The sequence below is a fragment of the Saccharopolyspora galaxeae genome (genome assembly GCF_016526145.1).
Taxonomy (GTDB): domain Bacteria; phylum Actinomycetota; class Actinomycetes; order Mycobacteriales; family Pseudonocardiaceae; genus Saccharopolyspora_C; species Saccharopolyspora_C galaxeae.
Genome location: NZ_JADDUE010000005.1, coordinates 201002 through 220725, shown reverse-complemented (window position 1 = coordinate 220725; position 19724 = coordinate 201002). Strand labels below are relative to the sequence as shown.

Sequence of the window (19724 nt, the reverse complement as noted above, 5' to 3'; positions counted from 1 at the left end):
GCCGCCGTGCAGCAACGCACCCCTACGCGGTGCGCGAACGTGACACCCACGAGCGCGGTCGATGACGTGGCCTACGTCCTCCCGCAGATCGACCGCACCAAGCACACACACCGGCAAAGTCCCAGACCCGCACCTTGGAGCGGTCCGTTCACTCGGAGGCGCGGAGGCGGTGCGTGCCGTCGGGCAGGTGTTCGGTGTGGTTTCGGGCGGCTAGGTGTTCCAGCAGCGGGACCGCGACTCGCCGGGATGTGCCCAGCGCTTTGCGGGCTTGGCTGAGCGTGAAAGGTGCGGGCAGCTCGGCGAGCAGGTCCAAGGCTCGGCGGTCGGCGCCGGGCAGCAGCACCAGCCCCGGCGCGAGCCGCAGCAGCTCACCGGCGCGCACGGCCGCGCCGAGCTGCTTGCCGCCGAGGCCGAGTTCGGCCAGCTCATCGGCGGTGGGTGCGTCGAACGGCGCTTCGCCGAGCTTGCGCCGCAACCGATCCAGCGCCGCGGCGACCTCGGGCGGCCATTGCGCCGCGCCGAGCCGCAGCCGCCCGGAGCCGGTGGTGATCGCCCGCGCCGTCTCGGTCCGCAACACCGTCTCCAGCAGCGCGGCGGCGGGCAGGCCGAGTTCGCGGCGCGCGGCTTCGGCGGGCATCCCGTCGGCCAGCGGCTCCTCCTGCCGGTGCCGATCGAGCAGATCCACCAGCCGCGCGGCGAGTTCGTCGCGATGCGCGGGATCGAGCAGCCAGCCACCGCCTTCCGCGGCATCGTCCGGCACGACCGCGCCCATCGCGCCGAGTTCGTCCCGGCGCACCAGCCGCCGACGGCGCAACTCCGCCGAGCCGTCCGCGCGTCCGCTCATCTCCGCGAGTGTCCGAGCCCGTTCGCGAGCCGCCCCGCGGCGGCGCAGCTGCGGCGGACGCACGTCCAGCACGATCACTCCGGCGCTGATCCGGTGCGAACCCGGATCGCGCAGCAGCGCGACATCGCCGATCCGCAACGGCAGTTCGGAACGCAGCGACAGGCGAGCGGTGTCCGCGCCCAGCGGCCGCACCCGAGCAGGCACCGCGGCCGAGCCGATGTGCAGCGTGAGATGCCGCGGAAGGTCTTCCGCAGTCGCATCGCCCAGCCGCACGTCGAGCACGCCGGTGCTCAACCACCGGCTCGGAGTCAGCAGGGCGTTGCCGCGCCGCACTTCCTCCAACGGCACGCCGCGCAGGTTCACCGCCACCCGCGCGACCGCGGACACTTCGCCGCGGTCGGTGCCGAGCGCCTGCAATCCCCGCACCGACACCTGCCGCCCGCCCGGATGCAGCAGCAACTTGTCGCCGGTGCGCAATGTGCCGGCCGCGAGCGTTCCGGTCACCACCGTGCCCGCGCCCTTGATCGTGAAGGCGCGGTCCGCCCACAGCCGCACGTCCGCTCCGGCATCGGGCTGCGGCAAACCGTCCGCCAACGCCACCAGCGCCTGCTCCAGCTCGCCGAGCCCCGCGCCGGTGCGCCCGCTGACGTGCACCACGGGCAACTTGCCCAGGCGCGAGTCGGCGAGCCGTTGCTGCGCCTGCTCGGTCGCCTCGGCCGGATCCGCCAGATCGCAGCGGGTCACCGCGAGCAGCCCGTGCCGCACGCCCAGCGCGTGCAGCGCGTCGAGGTGTTCGGTGGACTGCTGCTGCCAGCCCTCATCGGCGGCGACCACGAACAGCACCGCCGGAACCGGCCCGATCCCGGCGAGCATGTTCGGCACGAACCGCTCGTGCCCGGGCACGTCCACGAACGCCAACGTGCGCCCGGCGAGTTCGGTCCAGGCGAAACCGAGATCGATCGTCATGCCCCGGCTGCGTTCCTGCGACCAGCGGTCCGGCTCCATCCCGGTCAGCAGCCGGATCAGCGTCGACTTGCCGTGATCCACATGTCCGGCCGTTGCGATGACCCTCATCCGGCCACCGCCGCGACCGCTTCGAGCAGCACCGCGTCGTCGGTGGGGTCGATGGCGCGCAGGTCCAGCAGGCACTCGCCGTGCTCCAGCCTGCCCAGGACCGGGGCGCGGCCGGTGCGCAGCGCCTTGGCGAAGTGCTCCGGCAGTGCCACGGCCGCGCTGGGCAACTCGACCCCGGGGGCGCCGCCACCGCCGACGGTCGCCGAGCTGGGCCGCGCGGTGGCGGGCACGTCGCGTTCCCGCAGCTCGGCGGCGAGGCGTTCGGCCCGGCGCAGCAGCTCGGCGGAGTCGCGTTCCAGCGAGCGCGCGGTCGGCGTGCGCGGCCCGCGCACGGTGGCTTCCAGCGCGGCCAGCGTCAGCTTGTCCACCCGCAGCGCCCGCGCCAGCGGGTGCCCGCGCAGCCGCCGCACCAGCTCCGCGGAACCCAGGACCAGTCCGGCCTGCGGTCCGCCGAGCAGCTTGTCCCCGCTCGCGGTCACCACATCCGCGCCACCGGCCAGGGTGGTCTGCGCGTCCGGCTCGTCCGGCAGCACCGGATGCGGCCGCAGCAGCCCGGAACCGATGTCGGCGACCACCGGCACCGGCAGCTGCGCCAGCGCCGGCACCGGCACGCTGGAGGTGAACCCGGTGACCTGGAAGTTCGACGGGTGGATCTTGAGCACGAATCCGGTGTCCGGGCCGATCGCGGCTTCGTAGTCGCGCAGCCGGACCCGGTTGGTGGTGCCGACCTCGCGTAGCCGCGCCCCGGTCGAGGTCAGCAGCTCCGGGATCCGGAAACCGTCGCCGATCTCGACCATCTCGCCGCGGGCGAGCACGATCTCGCGCCCGGCCGCGAGCGCGGTGGCCACCAGCGCCAGCGCGGCCGCGCCGTTGTTGACCACGTGCGCGGCTCCGGCCGCAGGCACCGCCTCGGTCAGCGCCGAGGTCGTGGACCGGCCGCGCGGCCCGCGCCGACCGCTGTCGAGATCCAGCTCGACGTCGCTGGTGCCCGCCGCAGCGCCGACCGCTTCGAGCGCGGCCTCCGACAGCGCGGCGCGGCCGAGGTTGGTGTGCAGCAGAACTCCGGTGGCGTTGCGAACCCGGCGCAGGCCGGTCGCGGCCGCCGGCAGCGCGGCCAGCGTCGCGTCGAGCACCGCATCCGGTTCGATCTCGCCGAGCCGGGCGCGTTCCTGCGCGTCGTGGACGATCGTCTTGACCGGCTCGTGCCCGAGCCGGTCGACCGCGTCCGCGACCTGCGGGTCGTTCAGGATGCGGTCGGTGGCTGGAATCCGGCGCCGCGCGTCCATGCGCGGAACCTTAGTGGTCGCGCGGGGTGCTCGTGGTCCATGGGCAGCGAGGGGCGATGGCTGGCGGGTTGATCGGCGCGGACTCAGTCCCGCCGGGTCGCCACGAGGTGCGCGACAACCGTGCCGCCGATCAGCAGGAGCAGTGCGACACCGGCGTAGGCCGCGGTACCCGCCAGCGCATCGAGCGCGTCGGACGTGTTCGCCAGCAGCCGGATGGTCGGGTTGACCGGAGGCAACCCCGTGCCGAGCGCGAAGATCGCCACCAGCGCCAGCGCGGCGAGCACCGAATGCCCGGCGCGGGGCAGGACGAGCCGGGAACTGACCAGCCCGGCCGCGATACCCGTGCTGGCCGCGGTGAACTGGGCGAGGAACCCCGCGGCGAGCTCTGCGGCCCCGATGGGATGCGCGGCGAACAGCGGTGCCGACACCAGCAGCACCCCGGAGACGAGCAGGCAACCGGCGAGTGCCACCAGCACGGTCGCGATCAGAACCCGGCGGAAACCGCCCGCGTTGACCGCGGTGATCTCGCGGCGGACCGGGTCCTCGGCGGCCACCAGCACGAGGGTGAACCAGGTCGAGCAGGCGAACAGCACTCCGGCGACGGCACCGTAGGTGCCCACGACCGGACTGGTCCCGGTTCCGGCGATGAACATGATCGCGACGCCTGCGAAGAGCATCAGCGGCGGCAGGAACCGCTGCGAGTGCAGCACGACGGCGGTGATGTAGCGGACCAGCGCGATCATCGCGTACTCCGATCGCCTTGGTCGGCCGGAGCTGCGGTGACCAGCGACCAGCCGTCGTGCAGCGCCGATAGCACGACCCGGTCGGCGTGCGACGCGCTCACGTGCACCACGATGCGGTCGGAGTCGGCTTGTACGTCCAGCACGCCATCGCGGGCTTCCCACTCCGCGCTGCGCACGAGACCGCTCGGGGCGCGCAGCACCAGCCGGGTCGGGGCCGGAGCCTCCTGCCCAGCATCCCTGTCGAGGGCGACGCGACCGCCGGTCACCTGGTAGACGATGTCGGCGTTGGTCCGCACGACCGACTCGCGGTGGTCGGTGAACACGACCGCTCCGCCCGAATCGGCGATCTCCCGCATGATCCCGGCCAGTTCGGCCTGCGCGGAGGCGTCCAGACCGGACCACGGCTCGTCCAGCACCAGCAACCGGGGCGGTACCAGCAGCGCCTGGGCGAGTGCGACCTTGCGTGCGTTGCCCTTCGACAACGTGCTCAGCGAGCGGTCCGCACCGCCGGTCAGAGCCAGCCGGGTCAGCAGCTCGTCGGTGCGGCTGCCAGCGGATTTCCCGCGCAGTCCGCGGATGCGGCCCATGCGCGTGAGGTAGCCGCGGGCGGACATGCGGTCGTCGGCCGGGAAGCGTTCCGGGACGTACCCGATCTCGCCGGGGCGCCCCAGCACCCGCCCGCTGCTGGGCCGGCTCGCTCCGGCCACGATGCGCAGCAGTGTCGACTTGCCGGAGCCGTTGGCGCCGCGGAACGCGACGAGCTCACCGGGCGGTAGGTCGGCATCGACACCGGAGAGCACCCATGGTCCTCGCCGGTATCGTTTGCCCACCGCGCGCAGCTGCACGTCGCTCCTTCGATGTCGGGCCGGATCGGTTTTACCGTACAACGGAGGTCGGCGATTCGGACCGCGCGGGAAACCGGCCGGACAGCGGCGTGGCCGGGACCGCACCGAGCTTCGCCGCGCAGAATCTCGCCAGGCGGTCGGCGAGTCGTCCGCTCGTTGCAATGTCAGTCCACTGCGGACAGCACGTTGGAAAACCGCTCACGTGCCCTTCCTCAGTCGTTCCGGTAGCCGGGCTCGGAGTCCGTCGAGGATGTTCAAGTACTGCGTCGGCGCGATCCGCACGAGCGCGTCCAACGCGTAGGCGTCCGGGCCGACCAGGATGCGCGCCTTGCCGCGTTCGACGCCGTGGTGGATGATCCGCGCGGCTTTGTCCGGTGAAGTCATCGTCAGCGACTCGAACTGGTCGGCGAGCTGGTCGTGCGTCCGGCCCATGCCGAGCGGATCCCGATGGATTCGCCCGTTGCGGGCGATGTTCGTGGTGATTCCTCCCGGGTGGACGGTCACCGCTCGCACGCCGGTGCCGCGCAGCTCGTGGCGCAGCGACTCGGTGAAGCCCCGGACGGCGAATTTTGCTGCGCAGTAGGCACTTTGATGCGGCATGCCGAGCAGCCCGAACACGCTGGAGGTGTTCACCACGACTCCTTCGTCCTGTTCGGACAGAAGTGGCAGGAACGCTCGGGTTCCGTTGACCACGCCGTGGAAGTTGATGCCGTGCAGCCACTCTTCGTCTTCGGGTAACGCATCCCGCACGGTCGAACTCAGCGCGACACCGGCGTTGTTGAACACCGCCGCCAGCGGCGCCGAAATCCAACCCCGTACTTCCTCGGCGAACCTCCGCTGGTCGGCTGCGTGTCGCACGTCGAGCACGCGGGTGAGCACCGGAGCGCGCAGCGACTCAGCGGTGGCTTTCAGGCCGTCTTCGTCCACATCGGCGATGGCCACCGGCGAGCCGGTCCGGGACAACCGCTGGGCGAGGCTGCGGCCGATTCCGGACGCGGCGCCCGTGATCACCACCGGCCGTCCGGAGATCTTGCGGGAGCTGTGCGGCATCAGCACTCCTGCCCGTTCGGTTCTGCGCATGTCGTCACAGTATTGCGCAGGTTTCGCCACTGGAGGTTCGCCGCCGCACCACCGCGCGGCCGCCCTTCGCGGGCGCGTGCGCGATTCCGCGGGAACGCCAGCGCTCGCCGGGCTTCGTGGTCGGCAGCAAGGTGAAATCGCGCAGCATCGTGCGCAGCACCACGTCCATCTCCATGGTCGCGAACGCCGCACCGATGCAACGCCGATTACCGCCACCGAACGGAATCCATTGGTAGGTATCGGGTTTCGCGCCCAGGAACCGGTGCGGATCGAACGTGTCCGGCTCCGGGAACAGCTCCGGGTCCCGGTGCACCAGGTCGACGCTGGTGAACACGATAGACCCCGCCGGCAGCCACCAGCGCCCCAGCTGCAGGCCGTCTGCCTTGATCTTGCGCTCGGTGAGCACGACCACCGGCCGGGTGCGCTGCACCTCGGTGATCGCGGCGGCGCGCAGTGCGCTGCCGCCGGAATCGGTTTCCTCGGTGAGTGCGCGCAGCACCGCCGGATGCCTGCGCAGCCGCTCCACCGCCCACGCCAGCGTGTTCGCGGTCGTCTCGTGACCTGCCGAGAGCAGCGTGAGCAGCTGGTCGGCGATCTCGCCGCGGTCCATCCGGGAACCGCCGTCGTAACGGCTTTGCAGCAGCAGCGCCAGCACGTCATCGCGTCCGTCCACATCGGAGTCCTGCTCCGCGCGATCGATCATCGCGGCGATGATCCGGTCGTATTCGGCCCGCAACCGCCGGAACCGCTGCCACGGTTTCCACAGTCCGACACCGTTGTCCGGCACCGGGAGCACGGCCAGCTTCGAGCCGAGCGTCACCAGCTGCGGCAGCAGCTCGCGCAGGCGGGCGGACTCGGCGGCACGCGCGCCGAACACCGTGCGCAGGATGATGTTGAGCGTGAGGCGCCGCATCGAGGGCAGCGTCGCGAACCGCCGATCCTGCGGCCACGAGGCGAATTCGGCGCTCGCCTCCTGCTCGACGATCTGCTCGTAGCGGGCGAGCCGGCGGCCGTGGAACGGCGGAACGAGCAGCTTGCGCTGCTTGCGGTGCTGTGCACCGGTGATCGCGAACAGCGATCCGGAACCCAGCACCCGGCCCAGGTTCACATCGAGGTTGTCGGCGATCTCCGGGCTGGTCCGGTACAGCTGCTTGACCTCGGATGGATCGCTGATGACCAGCGCCTTGCCGTAAAGCGCCAGTTGGATGGTGAACGTGTCCCCGTACCGGGCGCGCAGCCGCGGCAGACCGAGCCGCGGCGAGAGCACGGCGCGCGCGGTTTGCAGCGAGCGGGGAATCGATGGGCCTGGTGGCAGCGGCGAAGTCGCGTTCGACATCGGGGTCGCGTTGGACATCGGGCACCTCGCGGTCGCGGGACGCAAGCGTGCTGGCGACGTTACGCGGAGTCATCAGCCGCGGGCAAGGAGTCGCTGCGTGCACTCAGCGGCGCGCGCGGGAGCGTTTCCGCGCCCGGGGCAACGGTTTCACCGGCACGCCTGGAACGACCGTGTTGGAAACGCTGCCGATCCCTTCGGCGGTGAGCGTGACCTCGTCGCCGGGACGCAACGGCGGAGGTTCTCCGCGCCCGTGCCGCCCCCAGAGCTCGGCGAGGCAGCCGCCGTTTCCGCAGGTGCCCGAGCCGAGCAAGTCGCCGGGCAGGACCCGGGTTCCGCGGGAGGCGTAGCCGAGCATCTCCTCGAACGTCCAGCTCATGTTGGAAAGCAGGTCCGAGCCGACCACCTCGCCGTTGAGCTCCGCGGTGAGTCGCAGGCGGAGGAAGCCCTCGTCGTCGCGGTGCGGTTCCAGTTCGTCCGCGGTGACCAGGTACGGACCGAGGGTGCTCGCCGAGTCCTTCCCCTTGCACGGGCCGAGCCCGACTTTCATCTCGGCGGATTGCAGGTCCCGAGCCGAGAAGTCGTTGAAGATGGTGTAGCCGAGGATGTGCTCGCGGGCCTGCTCCGCCGTCAGGTCGGTGCCGGTGCGGCCCACGACAGCGGCCACTTCGAGCTCGAAGTCGAAGGCTGCGCAGCCCGGCGGGACGGGGACTTCGTCGTGCGCGCCGAGCACCGAATGCGGGTTGGTGAAGTAGAACGTGGGGGCGGCGTACCAGGCTTCGGGCACTCCGCCGCTGCCGTCGACGCTGCGGCGGACACCTTCGACGTGTTCCTCGAAAGTGACGAAATCCCGGATGCTGCGCGGCTCCAGCGGCGGAAGCAGCCGCACTTCGGTGACGTGCGGACCCGGCGACGCCTCCCGCGGGGCCGTGCCGAGGTCGGCTCCGGCACGCACCAGCTCGGTCAACGACTCCCGCAGCGGGTGCAGCGTCCCGTCTTCGCCGACGATGCCGGAAGATTGTCGGCCGTTGTGTCCATACGTGGCGAAACGCATCCGTTGATCCTCCTATTAGGACGAGAATCCCAGCAGAGCCGCGGCGTTTTCTCCTCCGACAGCGCGGAATTCCTGTTCCGGCAGTTCCGCGGCTCGCAGCGCGCCCACCGGATCGGAAGTGCCCATGTCGAACGGGAAGTCGGAGCCGAGCACCACGCGATCCGCTCCGGCTGCGCGCACCAGCTCGCGCAGCACGTGCGGATCGTGCACCAGCGAGTCGAACCAGAGCCTGCGCAGATAGCTGCTGGGCGGGTGCTCGCACCCGGCGGCATCGGGACGAGTGCGCCACGCGTGGTCCGAGCGGCCGAGGTGCGTCGGCAGGTATCCGCCGCCGTGCGCGGCGATGATCCGCAGACCGGGATGCCGGTCCAGCACACCGGAGAAGATCAGGTGGGACAGCGCGACCGCGTTCTCGACCGGCTGCCCGACCGTGTTGGACAGGTACCAGCGGTTCAGCCGCTCGTCGAGCGTGCAGCCGAACGGGTGCACGAACACCACTGCGTCGGTTTCTTGGGCGCGCGCCCAGAACGGCTCGTACGCCGGATCGGACAGCTCGCGTCCGGGGGCGTGACTGGAGATCTGCACACCCAGCAATCCGGCTTCCATCGCGTGCGAGAGGACCGCCGACGCCGAATCGGGGTGTTGCAGCGGGACGAGCCCGAGTCCGCGGAGCCTGTCGGGCGCGGCGGCGCAGTGCTCGGCGGTGAGTTCGTTGGCCAGCCGATGCGCCCGTTGCGCGAGTTCCGCCTCCGCCCAGTAGTGGTAGTGCGACGGCGACGGGCTCACCAGTTGAACATCCACTCCGGACTGGTCCATTGCGGACAATCGACGTGATGGTTCGGTCAGCAGCGGAATGCGTGCCCGCACCATCGGCCCGTTCACGGCGAGCGCTTCGGGTCCGTTGCGGCGGGCGTCGAGTTCTCGGGCGACGTCGAGTCCCGGCTGCCCGGCCACCGCCTCCTCCACGCGCGGCAGCAGCACGTGCGCGTGCACGTCGATGATCACGGTGCCTCCTGGAGGGCGGACATCGCGGGTTCCATGATCTCCGGGATGGCCGCGCCGTCCGCACCGGCCAGCAATTTCTTGGTGATCTGCACGGAAGCTTCGACCACCGGGCGCACCCGCCGCGACCGGCGCTGCTGATATTCGGCCAACAACGGCTCGTCCCAGGCGTTTCGCGTGGTGAGCAGTTCGGCCAGCACGGAAGCGTCCTCAAGGGACATCGCCGCGCCCTGGGCCAGCGTGGGCGGGCAGCAGTGGGCCGCGTCCCCGGCCAGCACGACCCGGCCGCGGTGCCAGGGACCGGCGATCAGCATGTGGTCGAACCGGGTGCGATTGACCTGCGCCGAGTCCGCGAGCGCCGCGCGGATACCCCGCCACGGCCCGCCGTAGCCCTCCGCGAGCGAGCGCATTTCCGCAGCGTACGAACTCCGCGGGAGGTTCGTGCCATCCCGGGTGCGCTCGACCAGGTAGGCGTACATGCTGCGTTGCCCGGTCGGGCAGTACCCGGCGATGCAGCATCGCCCGCCGTAGACGATCTCGGTTCGAGTCACCTCCGGTGGACGTGGCACGGCCGCCCGCCAGATGTCCATTCCGGTCGGTGCGGGCCGATCCGGTATGCCGATCAGTTCCCGGGTGCGCGAGTGCAGTCCGTCCGCGCCGACGACCAAGTCGTAGTGGCCGCCGGTGCCGTCGGAGAAGGCGGCTTCGACCTGATCCGGGTGCTGCTGCAGCGACGTGATCGTGGTCGCCAGCCGCACTTCGACGCCCGCGCCGCGCACCCGGTCGATGAGCAGCCGTTGCAGCTGCGCGCGATCCGTGCCCAGCGTCGCGGGCAGCTCCGGCCCGCCGGTGCGCAGATCGTCGCCGACGTGCAGCAGCGAGCCGTCCGGTGCCCGGATGCCGAGCGAGTCGAACGGATAGCCCTGGGTGCGCAACTCGTCCCAGACTCCGACCTCGCGCAGCACCCGCAACGCGTTGCCCTGCAACGTGATCCCCGAACCGGCGGTCGCGTCCCAGTCCTGCTTGGACTCGACGAGGTCGACGGCCACACCCGCGCGGCGCAGCAGCACCGCCAAGGCGTTGCCCGTGGTACCGCCGCCGACGACGAGGACGGCTCGACTGGTGGACATGCTGACTCCTTCCACGACTCCTGCCGTGGGAACGGCGGACTACTTGACGGCGATCGGGTTCACCGGAGAACCGACCGCACCGGTGATCGGCAGGGGAGCCGCGGTGAGCCAGAACTCATGCACGCCGTCCGCGGCGCAGTCGGCGGCGAGCGCCTCCAGGTCCCACATCTCGCCGATCAGCAGGCCGATGTTCGGGATGGCGACCTGGTGCAACGGTTGGAAAGCGTGCTCGAACTCGTTGGGGCGGACCTCGAACCCCCACGTATCGGTGGCGATCGCGGCGATTTCGCTGCGGTGCAGCCAATCGGCGGTGGTGAACGACAATCCTGGTGCCGGCCCGCCCGCGTAGTCGTGCCAACCGTCCCGCTTGGCGCGGGCCAGCTGCCCGGTGCGGACCAGCACGATGTCGCCGCGGTCGAGCACCACGCCGTGCGATTCGGCGGTGTCGGTCAGCTGCCGCTCGGTGATGGCGAAGCCGTCCGGGAGTTCGCCGTCACCGATGACTCGGCCGACGTCGAGCAGCACGCCGCGCCCGGCGACGTGCGGGGCCATGTGCTGCACGCCGGTTACCAGGTCGCCATCGGAAGTGACGGTTTCCGCGGCGTCGCGGCCGTTCCACGCCTTGCCGCGATCGAAGATGTGGCCCAGCCCGTCCCATTGCGTGGAGCACTGCAGCGGCATGGAGATCACGTCGTCGGCGCCGCCGATTCCGTGCGGGAATCCCTGCTTGCCCATCGCGGCGTCGGTTCCGGTGTCCAGCATGGTGTGCACCGGGTTCGTGCGGCGGCGCCAGCCCTTCTGCGGACCGTCCATGTCGAACGGCAGCGACAGCGACAGGCTCACGCCGCGGCGGACCAGTTGCGCAGCCCCGCGACGGTTCGCCGCGTCCAGGAAGTTCAGCGTGCCCAGCCGGTCGTCGGGGCCCCACCGCCCCCAGTTGCGGCAGCGGCGGGCGGCTTCGGCCACTTCGGACTCGGGATCGTGCCGGTTCACCGCTGCTCCTCCGCGACGCAGCGGGTTCGTTGCGCGCCCAGCCCGCTGATGGTGGATTCCATGACATCGCCGCTGCGCAGCAACCGTCCCCAATGCATCCCGTTCCCGGCGGGCGAGCCGGTCAGCACCAGGTCTCCGGGCAGCAACCGCGCGGTCTGCGAGACGTAGGAGATCACCCGCGTCAGATCGAACAGCATGTCCGATGTGGACTCGTCCTGTTTGATCTCTCCGTTGAGCCGCAACGTGAGCCGCAGGTCCGACCGGTCGTCGACGAATTCCGCGGGCACCAGGTAGGGGCCGATCGGGGTGAACCCGGGAGCGTTCTTGGCGCGCAGCCAGTCCGTGCCGATCGCAGGCATGTCGCTGCGGAACACGCTCGCCCGGTCGGTGAGGTCGTTGGCGATCGTGTACCCGGCCACGTGCGCGAGGCTCTGGGCGGGCGTGATCCGGTACGCGGGCTCGCCGATCACCGCGGCCAGTTCCAGCTCCCAGTCCGGTTTCGCGCACCACGACGGCAGAACCACGTCGTCGTACGGACCGGTGATCGCGCCGGGCAGGCCGATGAACACGTAAGGCACGCCATCGGCCGCACGCCGGTCCATCACGTCGGCGATCTCCGCGCGGGCCTGTTCCGGCGGGCGCGGATCGTCGGGGGAGCGGTGCGCGAGCTCCAGATCGATGACGTGCCGGCGGTAGTTGGCCCCGGTTTGGAAGATCTGCCGCGGCTGCACCGGCGCGTGCACCCGCAGATCTCCGATCGCGCGCCAGTCCCGCGCATCGTCGTGCGCGAGTTCGCGCAGTTCCGGCAGCACGCGCCGCCAGTTCTGCAACAGGACCTGCACCGAATGCGGGCCCGGGTCGAGGGCCCCGCGCAGGTCCAGGACCCGGTCATCGACGACGAGGCCGGGGAACGGTTCCCGCTGCTGATCGGAAAAGGTGCCCAGGGCGAACGGTGCTGGGAGCGGCATCGAGTCCTCGCTGCGCATCGGGTTCAGGCGAACTGGTTGGTGCGCTTCAACTCGTCGATGTTGATCGCCGCGGGCGGGAAGGACTCCATCATGGACTCCGGCATCCCCAGATTGCGGTAGAAGCTGACCGAACCGAGGTCCGGAGTCCAGGTGGCCGGCTCCCAGTCCGGTAGGAAGTTGCGGTATCCGCCGGAATTGAGCTCGATGCGCAACCCGCCGGGCTCGCGCACGTAGAGATAGGTGATCTCGCCGATGCCGTGCACGCCCGGACCGAACTCGATGAGCGTGTCGTCGCCCAGGAACACGTCGGCGGCGCGCAGCACGTCGTAGCGCTGATCGACCCAGAACGCGACGTGGTTGATCCGCCCGGCAACGCCCGAGAAATCCGGCACCAGGCCGAGGTCGTGTCCACTGTGGTTGGTGGTCAGCGTGGAGAACACCGTCATGTCCGAACCGAGTTCCGGAACCACCCGCGCGGTGTGCCGGTGCCCGAGGTGGCTCTTGTAGAACTCCACGTCGCGGTCGATCCCGTCGGTGCCGATCGTGACGTGGTCGATGTAGCGCACCGCGGCGCCGCGCGGCCGGTACTTCTGCGGGCGGTCGGGCATGTCCGTGCGCAGCTGCGGCGGAGCCTGGTAGCGCTCGGCCTCCCAGAACACCTCCTGCAGGTGACCGCCGGGTGCGCGGAACCGGAACGTGCGGCCCTGCCCCGCGAGGTCGTCGAACCACTCACCCCGGATCCCGGAGGACTCGACTCGCTCGGCGATGGTGGCGACGTCATCGGGCCCTTGGGTGCGCCACCCGGCGCGGCCCATCCCGGGCTGGTCGCCTTCGGTGACCTGAACGCTGTGGTGCAGCCATTCGCCCCAGCCGCGCAGGTAGACGGAACGACCGTCGCGCGTGGTCTCCTCCAGCCCGAGGGCGTCGGTGAACCACCGCACCGTGTCGTCCGGGCGCGGGCTGAACACTTCGACGTGCGCCAGCTGCGACAGCAGAACTTCGGTCATCTTTCCTCCTTGCTCGGTCGTTCGGGCGCGCGCTCGCGGTCGCCGCGGGAACGCCGTCGATCCGGCCTGGCGCGCGAAGAACCCGGCGCGCCCTCTACTCTCACGGGCCGAGCGGGCATCGACAAAATCGATTTCCCATATGGTCAGCATTCGTGCCATGAATCGGCATTCGTGAGGTGAACACCGGCCCGTGAACCTGAACGCACTCGACCTCAACCTCGTGCCCGTGCTGCGGGCGCTGCTGGAGGAACGCAACGTCACCCGCGCCGGGCGGCGCGTCGGGCTCAGCCAGCCCGCGACCAGCGCGGCGCTGAGCAGGCTGCGCCGCCACTTCGACGACGAGCTGCTGTCCCGCGCGGGAAACGGCTACCGGCTCACCCCGCTGGGAACGACCCTGCTGGACCGGGTGTCCTCGGCGCACGACGTGCTGGAGCGGTTGTTCGACACGCACAACCGCTTCGACCCCGCCGCTGCCGACACCGAGTTCACCTTCACGACCTCGGACTACGCGCTGGCCGTGATCGGTGAGCCGCTCTCCCGCACCATCCACGCCGAAGCCCCCGGCGTGCGCTTGCGGTTCCACCAGATCACCGTGCCCGCGGTGGACGACATCGCGGCGACGCTGGCAGGCACCGACGGCCTGTTCATGCCGCACGGTTTCCTGGCGGACTACCCGGCCGTGGAACTCTACGAGGACCGCTGGCTGTGCATGGTCGCCGCGGACAACGCGACCGTCGGCGAACGGCTCAGCCAGGACGACCTCGCCCGCCTGCCGTGGGTGGTGCTGCACCACCGGCCCACCGATTACGCCCCCGCGTTGCGGCAGCTGACGATGCTGGGTGTCGAACCCCGGATCGAGGTGGTCGTGGAGAACTTCCAGTCGATGCCGTTCCTGGTGGCGGGCACCGGCCGGATCGCGCTGATCCAGCAGCGCCTCGCGCGCAAGATCGCACCGGCCGCCGGGGTGCGATTGCTGGAATGCCCGTTCGCCGCGGTGCCGATCAAGGAAGCGATGTGGTGGCACCCCACGCACCGCCAGGACGCGCGGCACCGATGGTTGCGGGAGGTCGTCGCGCGGGTGGGCGCGCAGGTGAACGCGAAGGGTTCCGCGGACGAATAGGCGCCCGCCGATTCAACGCGGGTATGCATCGTTGCCGAATCGGGTTTGGACGGGGATCCGCGAGCACTTCTACGGTCATGATCCACGGATTCCCGCGAGGGCACCGATTCTTGGCGTGTCGAGGAGTGACCGATGCAGTTCCCCTCCCAGCAGCAGGATCCCGCGCTGGCCACGGCGATCGGCAAGGTTTTCCGCCGGGTCGTGCCGCTGTTCGTGCTGATGCTGATCTGCAACCAGCTCAACCGCTCGAACATCGGCTACGCCGAGACCTACCTGGAGGTCGACGTCGGGATCGGCGCCACGGCCTACGGTTTCGGCGCCGGGTTGTTCTTCATCGCCTACGCGCTGTTCGAGCTGCCCAGCAACGTGCTGATGGAGCGCTTCGGCGCCAAGGTCTGGCTGACCCGGATCATGGTCAGCTGGGGGCTGGTCTCGGCCGCGACGGCGTTCGTGTCCAGCCCGACGATGTTCTACGTGCTGCGGTTCCTGCTCGGCGCGGCCGAAGCGGGCTTCTTCCCCGCGGTGATCTTCTACTTCACCCGCTGGCTGCCGGATTCGCACCGCGGCCGGGCGACGGCGCTGTTCGTCGCGGGCTCGTCCATCGCCGCGGCGATCTCCGGGCCGCTGTCCGGTCCGCTGCTGTCGTTGGACGGTGTCGCCGGGGCGCACGGCTGGCAGTGGTTGTTCGGGGCGGAAGGCGCGCTGTCGGTCGTGGTCGGCATCGGCGCGTTCTTCTTCCTGGACTCGAAGATCGCCGATGCGCGCTGGTTGTCGGACTCGGAGAAATCCGCGCTGACGAACGCGATTTCCGCGGAGGACGCGGCCAAGTCCACAGTGGATAGCGGAACCGGATCGCGGTGGCGGCTGCTGCTGCAGCCGAAACTGCTGCTGTTCTGCTGGATCTACTTCGCCATCCAGCTTTCCATCTACGCCAACACCTTCTGGCTGCCGTCGATCGTGCGCCGCATCGACGGCACCGACGACATCACCGTCGGACTGCTGTCCTCGCTGCCGTGGATCTGCGCGGTCATCGCGATGTACCTGGCGGGCCGGGCCGGTGATCGCGCGGGCGACCGCAGGCCGCTGCTGGTGATCGCGCTGCTGACCGCCGGGGTCGGAACCTGGCTGGCGGCGGTGGTCTCGCCGTGGCCCGCGCTGGTCTTCCTGTGCCTGGCCGCGATGGGCTTCAAAAGCGCCAGTCCGCTGTTCTGGTCCATCCCGCAGCGCAGCCTGAGCCCGCGGATCGTCGCACCGGCCATCGCGGTGATCAACTCGCTGGGGAACCTGGGCGGGTTCGTCGCCCCGTTCGGCTTCGGCTTCATCAAGGACCAGACCGGCACGGTGACCTACGGGCTCCACGCCCTGGCGGTGGCGTCGTTGCTGGCCGCGGTTTCGGTGCTGCTGCTGCGGCAGCGCAGCGCCACCGGCGAGGCCGAGAAGCTCGCATCGGGTAGCTGACCGGCCGAAAGCGCCACCCGGAACATAGGCTCGCGGCCATGACGTGGTGGCATGGCGTGCTGATCGCCTTCGCGGGCTTGTGGGCGGGCACGATCAACACGGTGGTCGGCTCGGGGACGCTGGTGACGTTCCCGGTGCTCGTCGCGCTCGGGCATCCGCCGGTCACCGCGACGACGTCCAACGCGATCGGGCTGATCCCCGGTGCCGTCACCGGCGCGTACGGATACCGGCACGAGCTGGTCGGGCAGCGCCGCAGACTGGTCCGGTACGCCGTGGCGTCGCTGTTCGGCGCCATCGCGGGCACGGCGCTGCTGCTTTCCCTGCCGCAGGACGCCTTCGAGACGGTGGTACCGGCGCTGGTCGGTCTTTCGGTCCTGCTCGTCGCGATCCAGCCGCTGCTGGCCAAACATCTTCGCGCAGGCACCGGCACGCGCCGCGCAGGCCCGCTGCTGTATGTGTGGATCTTCCTGGTCGGGACCTACGGCGGCTACTTCACCGCGGCTCAGGGAATCATGCTCATCGGCGTCATGGGGTTGCTGGTCGAGGACTCGCTGCAGCGGCTCAACGGCATCAAGAACGCGCTGACCGCGGTGGTCAACATCGTGGCGGGCGCGGTCTACGCCTTCGTCGCGCCGATCAGCTGGCCGGTGGTCGGCTTGCTCGCGGTCAGCTCCACGCTCGGCGGGCTGATCGGCGCGAGGATCGGCCGCAGGCTCCCGCCTGCCGTGCTGCGCTGGACGGTCGTGGTGATCGGCGTCGTGGCGGTCGGGTGGTTGCTGGTGCGGTGAGCCGGGCAACGCGGATCGTCCGGTGCCCGGCCCGGTCCGTCACCGAACCTGCTCCGGTGCGGACTCCGCCTTCGCCCGCGCGACCCGGTCGGCGTGCGACGGCGGGTCGGAGGGCACGTGCGCGGGCCGCTTGGACTCCATTTCCTTGCGCAGCACCGGAACCACGTCCTCGGCGAGGTGGTCGATCTGCTCCAGCACGGTCTTGAGCGGCAGTCCGGCGTGGTCCATCAGGAACAGCTGGCGCTGGTAGTCGCCGACTTCCTCGCGCATGGCCGCGTAGCGCTCGATGACCTGCTGGGGGCTGCCCACGGTCAGCGGGGTGGCGGTGGTGAAGTCCTCCATGGTCGGCCCGTGGCCGTACACCGGCGCGTTGTCGAAGTACGGGCGGAACTCGTTCCAGGCGTCCTGCGAGTTCTTGCGCATGAACGCCTGCCCGCCGAGCCCGACGATCGCCTGATCCGCGGCGCCGTGCCCGTAGTGCTCGAAGCGCTGCCGGTAGTGCTGGACCATCTGCTTGGTGTGGTGCATGGGCCAGAAGATGTTGTTGTGGAAGAACCCGTCGCCGTAGTACGCGGCCTGCTCGGCGATCTCCGGGCTGCGGATGGAGCCGTGCCAGACGAACGGCGGCACGCCGTCCAGCGGGCGCGGGGTGGCGGTGAAGCCTTGCAGCGGGGTGCGGAACTTGCCTTGCCAGTCGACGACCTCTTCCTCCCACAGCCGCCGCAGCAGCGCGTAGTGCTCCAGCGCCAGCGACATGCCTTGCCGGATGTCGTAGCCGAACCACGGGTAGACCGGGCCGGTGTTGCCGCGCCCCATCATCAGGTCCATCCGGCCATCGGTGATGACCTGCAGCATCGCGTAGTCCTCGGCGATCTTGACCGGATCGTTCGTGGTGATCAGCGTCGTCGAGGTGGACAGCACGAGGTTGTCGGTGGTGCCCGCCAGGTAGCCGAGCAGGGTGGTCGGGGAGGAGGCCACGAACGGCGGGTTGTGGTGCTCGCCGGTCGCGAACACGTCCAGCCCGGCCTGGTCGGCGTGCTGGGCGATCTTGAGCATCGAGCGGACCCGCTCGGTGTCGTCCGGGGTCCGGCCCGTGGTCGGGTCGGTGGTGACATCGCTGACCGTGAAGATGCCGAACTGCATCGCGCGCCTCCGTTCGCTCCGGTGCGGGCACCGCCGCCGCCCGCGCCCTGCCGTTACGTCTCCTGGAAGAGTCTTCCATGGAAGATTATTCCCGGGGCTCGCGGGCCCCGGCTCGCAGGCCGTGATGCCGGGCGGAGTGGCGGCTCGATGCGCGAACGCGGCGCGGCCTCGTCGGCTCGCCCCGGCCCCCGGTGCCGCTACACGTGAAAGGTAGTTGGCCGGGGCGGGTCGCCGAATGTCCCGCGCGGCCGGAATCGGCGTGATCCGGGACTTTTTCGGTGCAGCAGCGCGTGCGCAGTCCTCTTCGAGGAGTGATCCGGGTTACACGGTCCTGGATCCGGAGAATCGCGCTCGGTAGAAAGACCGACCGGCAACGGGAAAAACCACGCTCCAGCACCGCTACGACCGGTGCCGGTACCGGACAACGGCGGCGTGCGGCCGACGCGCGCTACTCAGAGAGACCACCCTGAACAGCTCGTTCAGCGGTGGTCTCGCGCGTTCGGGGTGAATTGAGATGGGACGCGTATGAGAACCGATTCGCGGAATATGAAAAGCGGCATCGTGGAACGGCCGCCGCGGCCGCCGCCGAACGCGCGCGAATTCCTCGGGGACGCGAAACCCCGCTACGCCATCAACGGGTTCGTCGGGCTGGTCTTCTCCGCCACCGGCCCGACCGCGGTGATCCTCGCGGTCGGGCAGCAGGGCGGGCTGACCCAGGCTCAGCTGGCGTCCTGGGTGTTCGGCGTGTTCTTCCTGAACGGCAGCCTCACGGTGCTGGCCAGCTGGGTGTACCGGCAGCCGCTGTCGTTCTTCTGGACGATCCCCGGCACGGTGCTGGTCGGGCCGGCGCTGACCCACCTGAAGTGGCCGGAGGTGGTGTGCGCGTTCCTGGCCACCGGCGTGCTGATCCTGCTGCTGGGCTTGACCGGCTGGGTCAAGCGGGTGATGGCGGCGATCCCGATGCCGATCGTGATGGGCATGGTGGCCGGGGTGTTCCTGAGCTTCGGCCTGGACCTGGTGCACGCGCTGGCCCGCGACGCCGTGATCGCGCTCCCGATGCTGGCCGCGTTCCTGGTGCTGGCGTGCAGCAGCGTGCTGAACCGGTACGTCCCACCGGTGCTCGGTGCGCTGATCGCCGGTGTGCTCGCGGTGCTGGCCGTCGGCCGGTTCGGTGTGCTGCCCGGACAGCAGGTGCTCGCGGCACCGGTGCTGCAGGCTCCGCAGTGGTCCTGGCAGGCGATCCTGGAACTCGTCGTGCCGCTGACGATCACCGTGCTGGTGGTGCAGAACGGGCAGGGCGTGGCCGTGCTGCGCTCCGCCGGGCACACCGCCCCGGTCAACACCAGCACCCTCGCGTGCGGTGCTTGGTCGATGCTGTCGGCCGCGGTCGGGGCCGCGCCGACCTGCCTGACCGGCCCGACCAACGCGCTGCTGGTCGCCTCCGGTGAGCGCGCGCGGCACTACGTCGCAGGCGTGACCTGCGGCCTGCTCGCGATGATCTTCGGGTTGTTCGCCCCGCTGTTCACCCGGACCATGCTCGGGATGCCGTCCTCGTTCATCGCCGTGCTGGGCGGGCTGGCGATGCTGCGGGTACTGCAGAACTCGTTCGTCACCGCGTTCAACGGCCGGTTCAGTTTCGGCGCGCTGGTGACGTTCATCGTCACCGTCTCCGACCTGCAGTTGCTCAACATCGGTGCGGCGTTCTGGGGGCTGGTGGCCGGTCTCGCGGTGTCCTGGCTGCTCGAACGGCCCGACTTCGGGCGGGAGGAAGCGCGCGACGTGCCGGAAGCCGAACCGGCGGCGGCCTGACGCGGACGCCCCGACAGGCGCTGAGCCCACCGTGCGCTGCGCGCTGT

17 protein-coding genes are annotated in these 19724 nt (G+C 70.4%); 4 read left to right on the top strand and 13 right to left on the bottom strand.

Going from position 1 to position 19724, the window contains the following annotated elements; genetic code table 11:
- Positions 1-148: 148 nt before the first annotated feature.
- The 12 genes from selB to INP57_RS13745 form a co-directional block, all read right to left on the bottom strand.
- Positions 149-1918, bottom strand: a complete 1770-nt coding sequence (gene selB / locus INP57_RS13800; RefSeq protein WP_200070591.1) for a selenocysteine-specific translation elongation factor — start codon at positions 1916-1918, stop codon at positions 149-151.
- Positions 1915-3204 (bottom strand): L-seryl-tRNA(Sec) selenium transferase, encoded by a 1290-nt coding sequence (selA, locus tag INP57_RS13795; RefSeq protein WP_200070590.1) that lies wholly within the window; start codon positions 3202-3204, stop codon positions 1915-1917. Before selA ends, selB begins: the two co-directional genes overlap by 4 nt.
- Positions 3205-3287: 83 nt before the next feature.
- A complete protein-coding gene (locus INP57_RS13790; RefSeq protein ID WP_200070589.1) occupies positions 3288-3947 on the bottom strand; it encodes a hypothetical protein in 660 nt (219 codons plus the stop codon).
- On the bottom strand, positions 3944-4792 hold the full coding sequence (locus INP57_RS13785; RefSeq protein WP_307850064.1) for an ATP-binding cassette domain-containing protein: 849 nt from the start codon (positions 4790-4792) through the stop codon (positions 3944-3946). Before INP57_RS13785 ends, INP57_RS13790 begins: the two co-directional genes overlap by 4 nt.
- Positions 4793-4990: 198 nt before the next feature.
- Positions 4991-5872: an SDR family NAD(P)-dependent oxidoreductase gene (locus INP57_RS13780; protein WP_233627516.1), complete on the bottom strand. Its 882-nt coding sequence runs from the start codon at positions 5870-5872 to the stop codon at positions 4991-4993.
- Positions 5873-5876: 4 nt separating this feature from the next.
- Entirely contained in the window at positions 5877-7226 is a 1350-nt protein-coding gene (locus INP57_RS13775; protein ID WP_233627515.1) for a cytochrome P450, read from the bottom strand.
- Positions 7227-7311: 85 nt separating this feature from the next.
- The gene (locus INP57_RS13770; RefSeq protein WP_200070587.1) at positions 7312-8259 is read right to left on the bottom strand and encodes a fumarylacetoacetate hydrolase family protein; all 948 of its coding nucleotides are present in this window, start codon (positions 8257-8259) and stop codon (positions 7312-7314) included.
- A gap of 15 nt (positions 8260-8274) precedes the next feature.
- Positions 8275-9264, bottom strand: a complete 990-nt coding sequence (locus INP57_RS13765; protein WP_307850063.1) for an amidohydrolase family protein — start codon at positions 9262-9264, stop codon at positions 8275-8277.
- On the bottom strand, positions 9261-10391 hold the full coding sequence (locus INP57_RS13760) for an FAD-dependent monooxygenase (RefSeq protein WP_200070586.1): 1131 nt from the start codon (positions 10389-10391) through the stop codon (positions 9261-9263). Before INP57_RS13760 ends, INP57_RS13765 begins: the two co-directional genes overlap by 4 nt.
- Before the next feature lie 39 nt (positions 10392-10430).
- Complete coding sequence (locus tag INP57_RS13755) at positions 10431-11384, bottom strand: cyclase family protein (protein ID WP_200070585.1); 954 nt, start codon at positions 11382-11384, stop codon at positions 10431-10433.
- Entirely contained in the window at positions 11381-12370 is a 990-nt protein-coding gene (locus INP57_RS13750) for a fumarylacetoacetate hydrolase family protein (RefSeq protein WP_233627514.1), read from the bottom strand. The genes INP57_RS13755 and INP57_RS13750 overlap by 4 nt, the downstream gene beginning before the upstream one ends.
- A gap of 5 nt (positions 12371-12375) precedes the next feature.
- Positions 12376-13359: a VOC family protein gene (locus INP57_RS13745; RefSeq protein WP_200070583.1), complete on the bottom strand. Its 984-nt coding sequence runs from the start codon at positions 13357-13359 to the stop codon at positions 12376-12378.
- Between the two features lie 190 nt (positions 13360-13549).
- Between INP57_RS13745 and INP57_RS13740 the strand changes: the two genes are divergently transcribed.
- The 3 genes from INP57_RS13740 (at position 13550) to INP57_RS13730 (ending at position 16725) form a co-directional block, all read left to right on the top strand.
- Positions 13550-14479, top strand: coding sequence for a LysR family transcriptional regulator (locus tag INP57_RS13740; protein WP_200070582.1), 930 nt, complete (start codon positions 13550-13552; stop codon positions 14477-14479).
- 132 nt (positions 14480-14611) lie between these two features.
- Positions 14612-15937, top strand: coding sequence for an MFS transporter (locus INP57_RS13735; RefSeq protein ID WP_200070581.1), 1326 nt, complete (start codon positions 14612-14614; stop codon positions 15935-15937).
- A gap of 38 nt (positions 15938-15975) precedes the next feature.
- Entirely contained in the window at positions 15976-16725 is a 750-nt protein-coding gene (locus tag INP57_RS13730) for a sulfite exporter TauE/SafE family protein (protein ID WP_200070580.1), read from the top strand.
- Between the two features lie 39 nt (positions 16726-16764).
- Here INP57_RS13730 and INP57_RS13725 read toward each other — a convergent pair whose 3' ends face one another.
- The gene (locus INP57_RS13725) at positions 16765-17868 is read right to left on the bottom strand and encodes an LLM class flavin-dependent oxidoreductase (protein WP_200070579.1); all 1104 of its coding nucleotides are present in this window, start codon (positions 17866-17868) and stop codon (positions 16765-16767) included.
- A gap of 561 nt (positions 17869-18429) precedes the next feature.
- On the opposite strand from INP57_RS13725, the gene INP57_RS13720 reads away from it, so the two are divergent.
- Complete coding sequence (locus INP57_RS13720) at positions 18430-19677, top strand: benzoate/H(+) symporter BenE family transporter (protein WP_307850062.1); 1248 nt, start codon at positions 18430-18432, stop codon at positions 19675-19677.
- Positions 19678-19724: the final 47 nt, after the last annotated feature.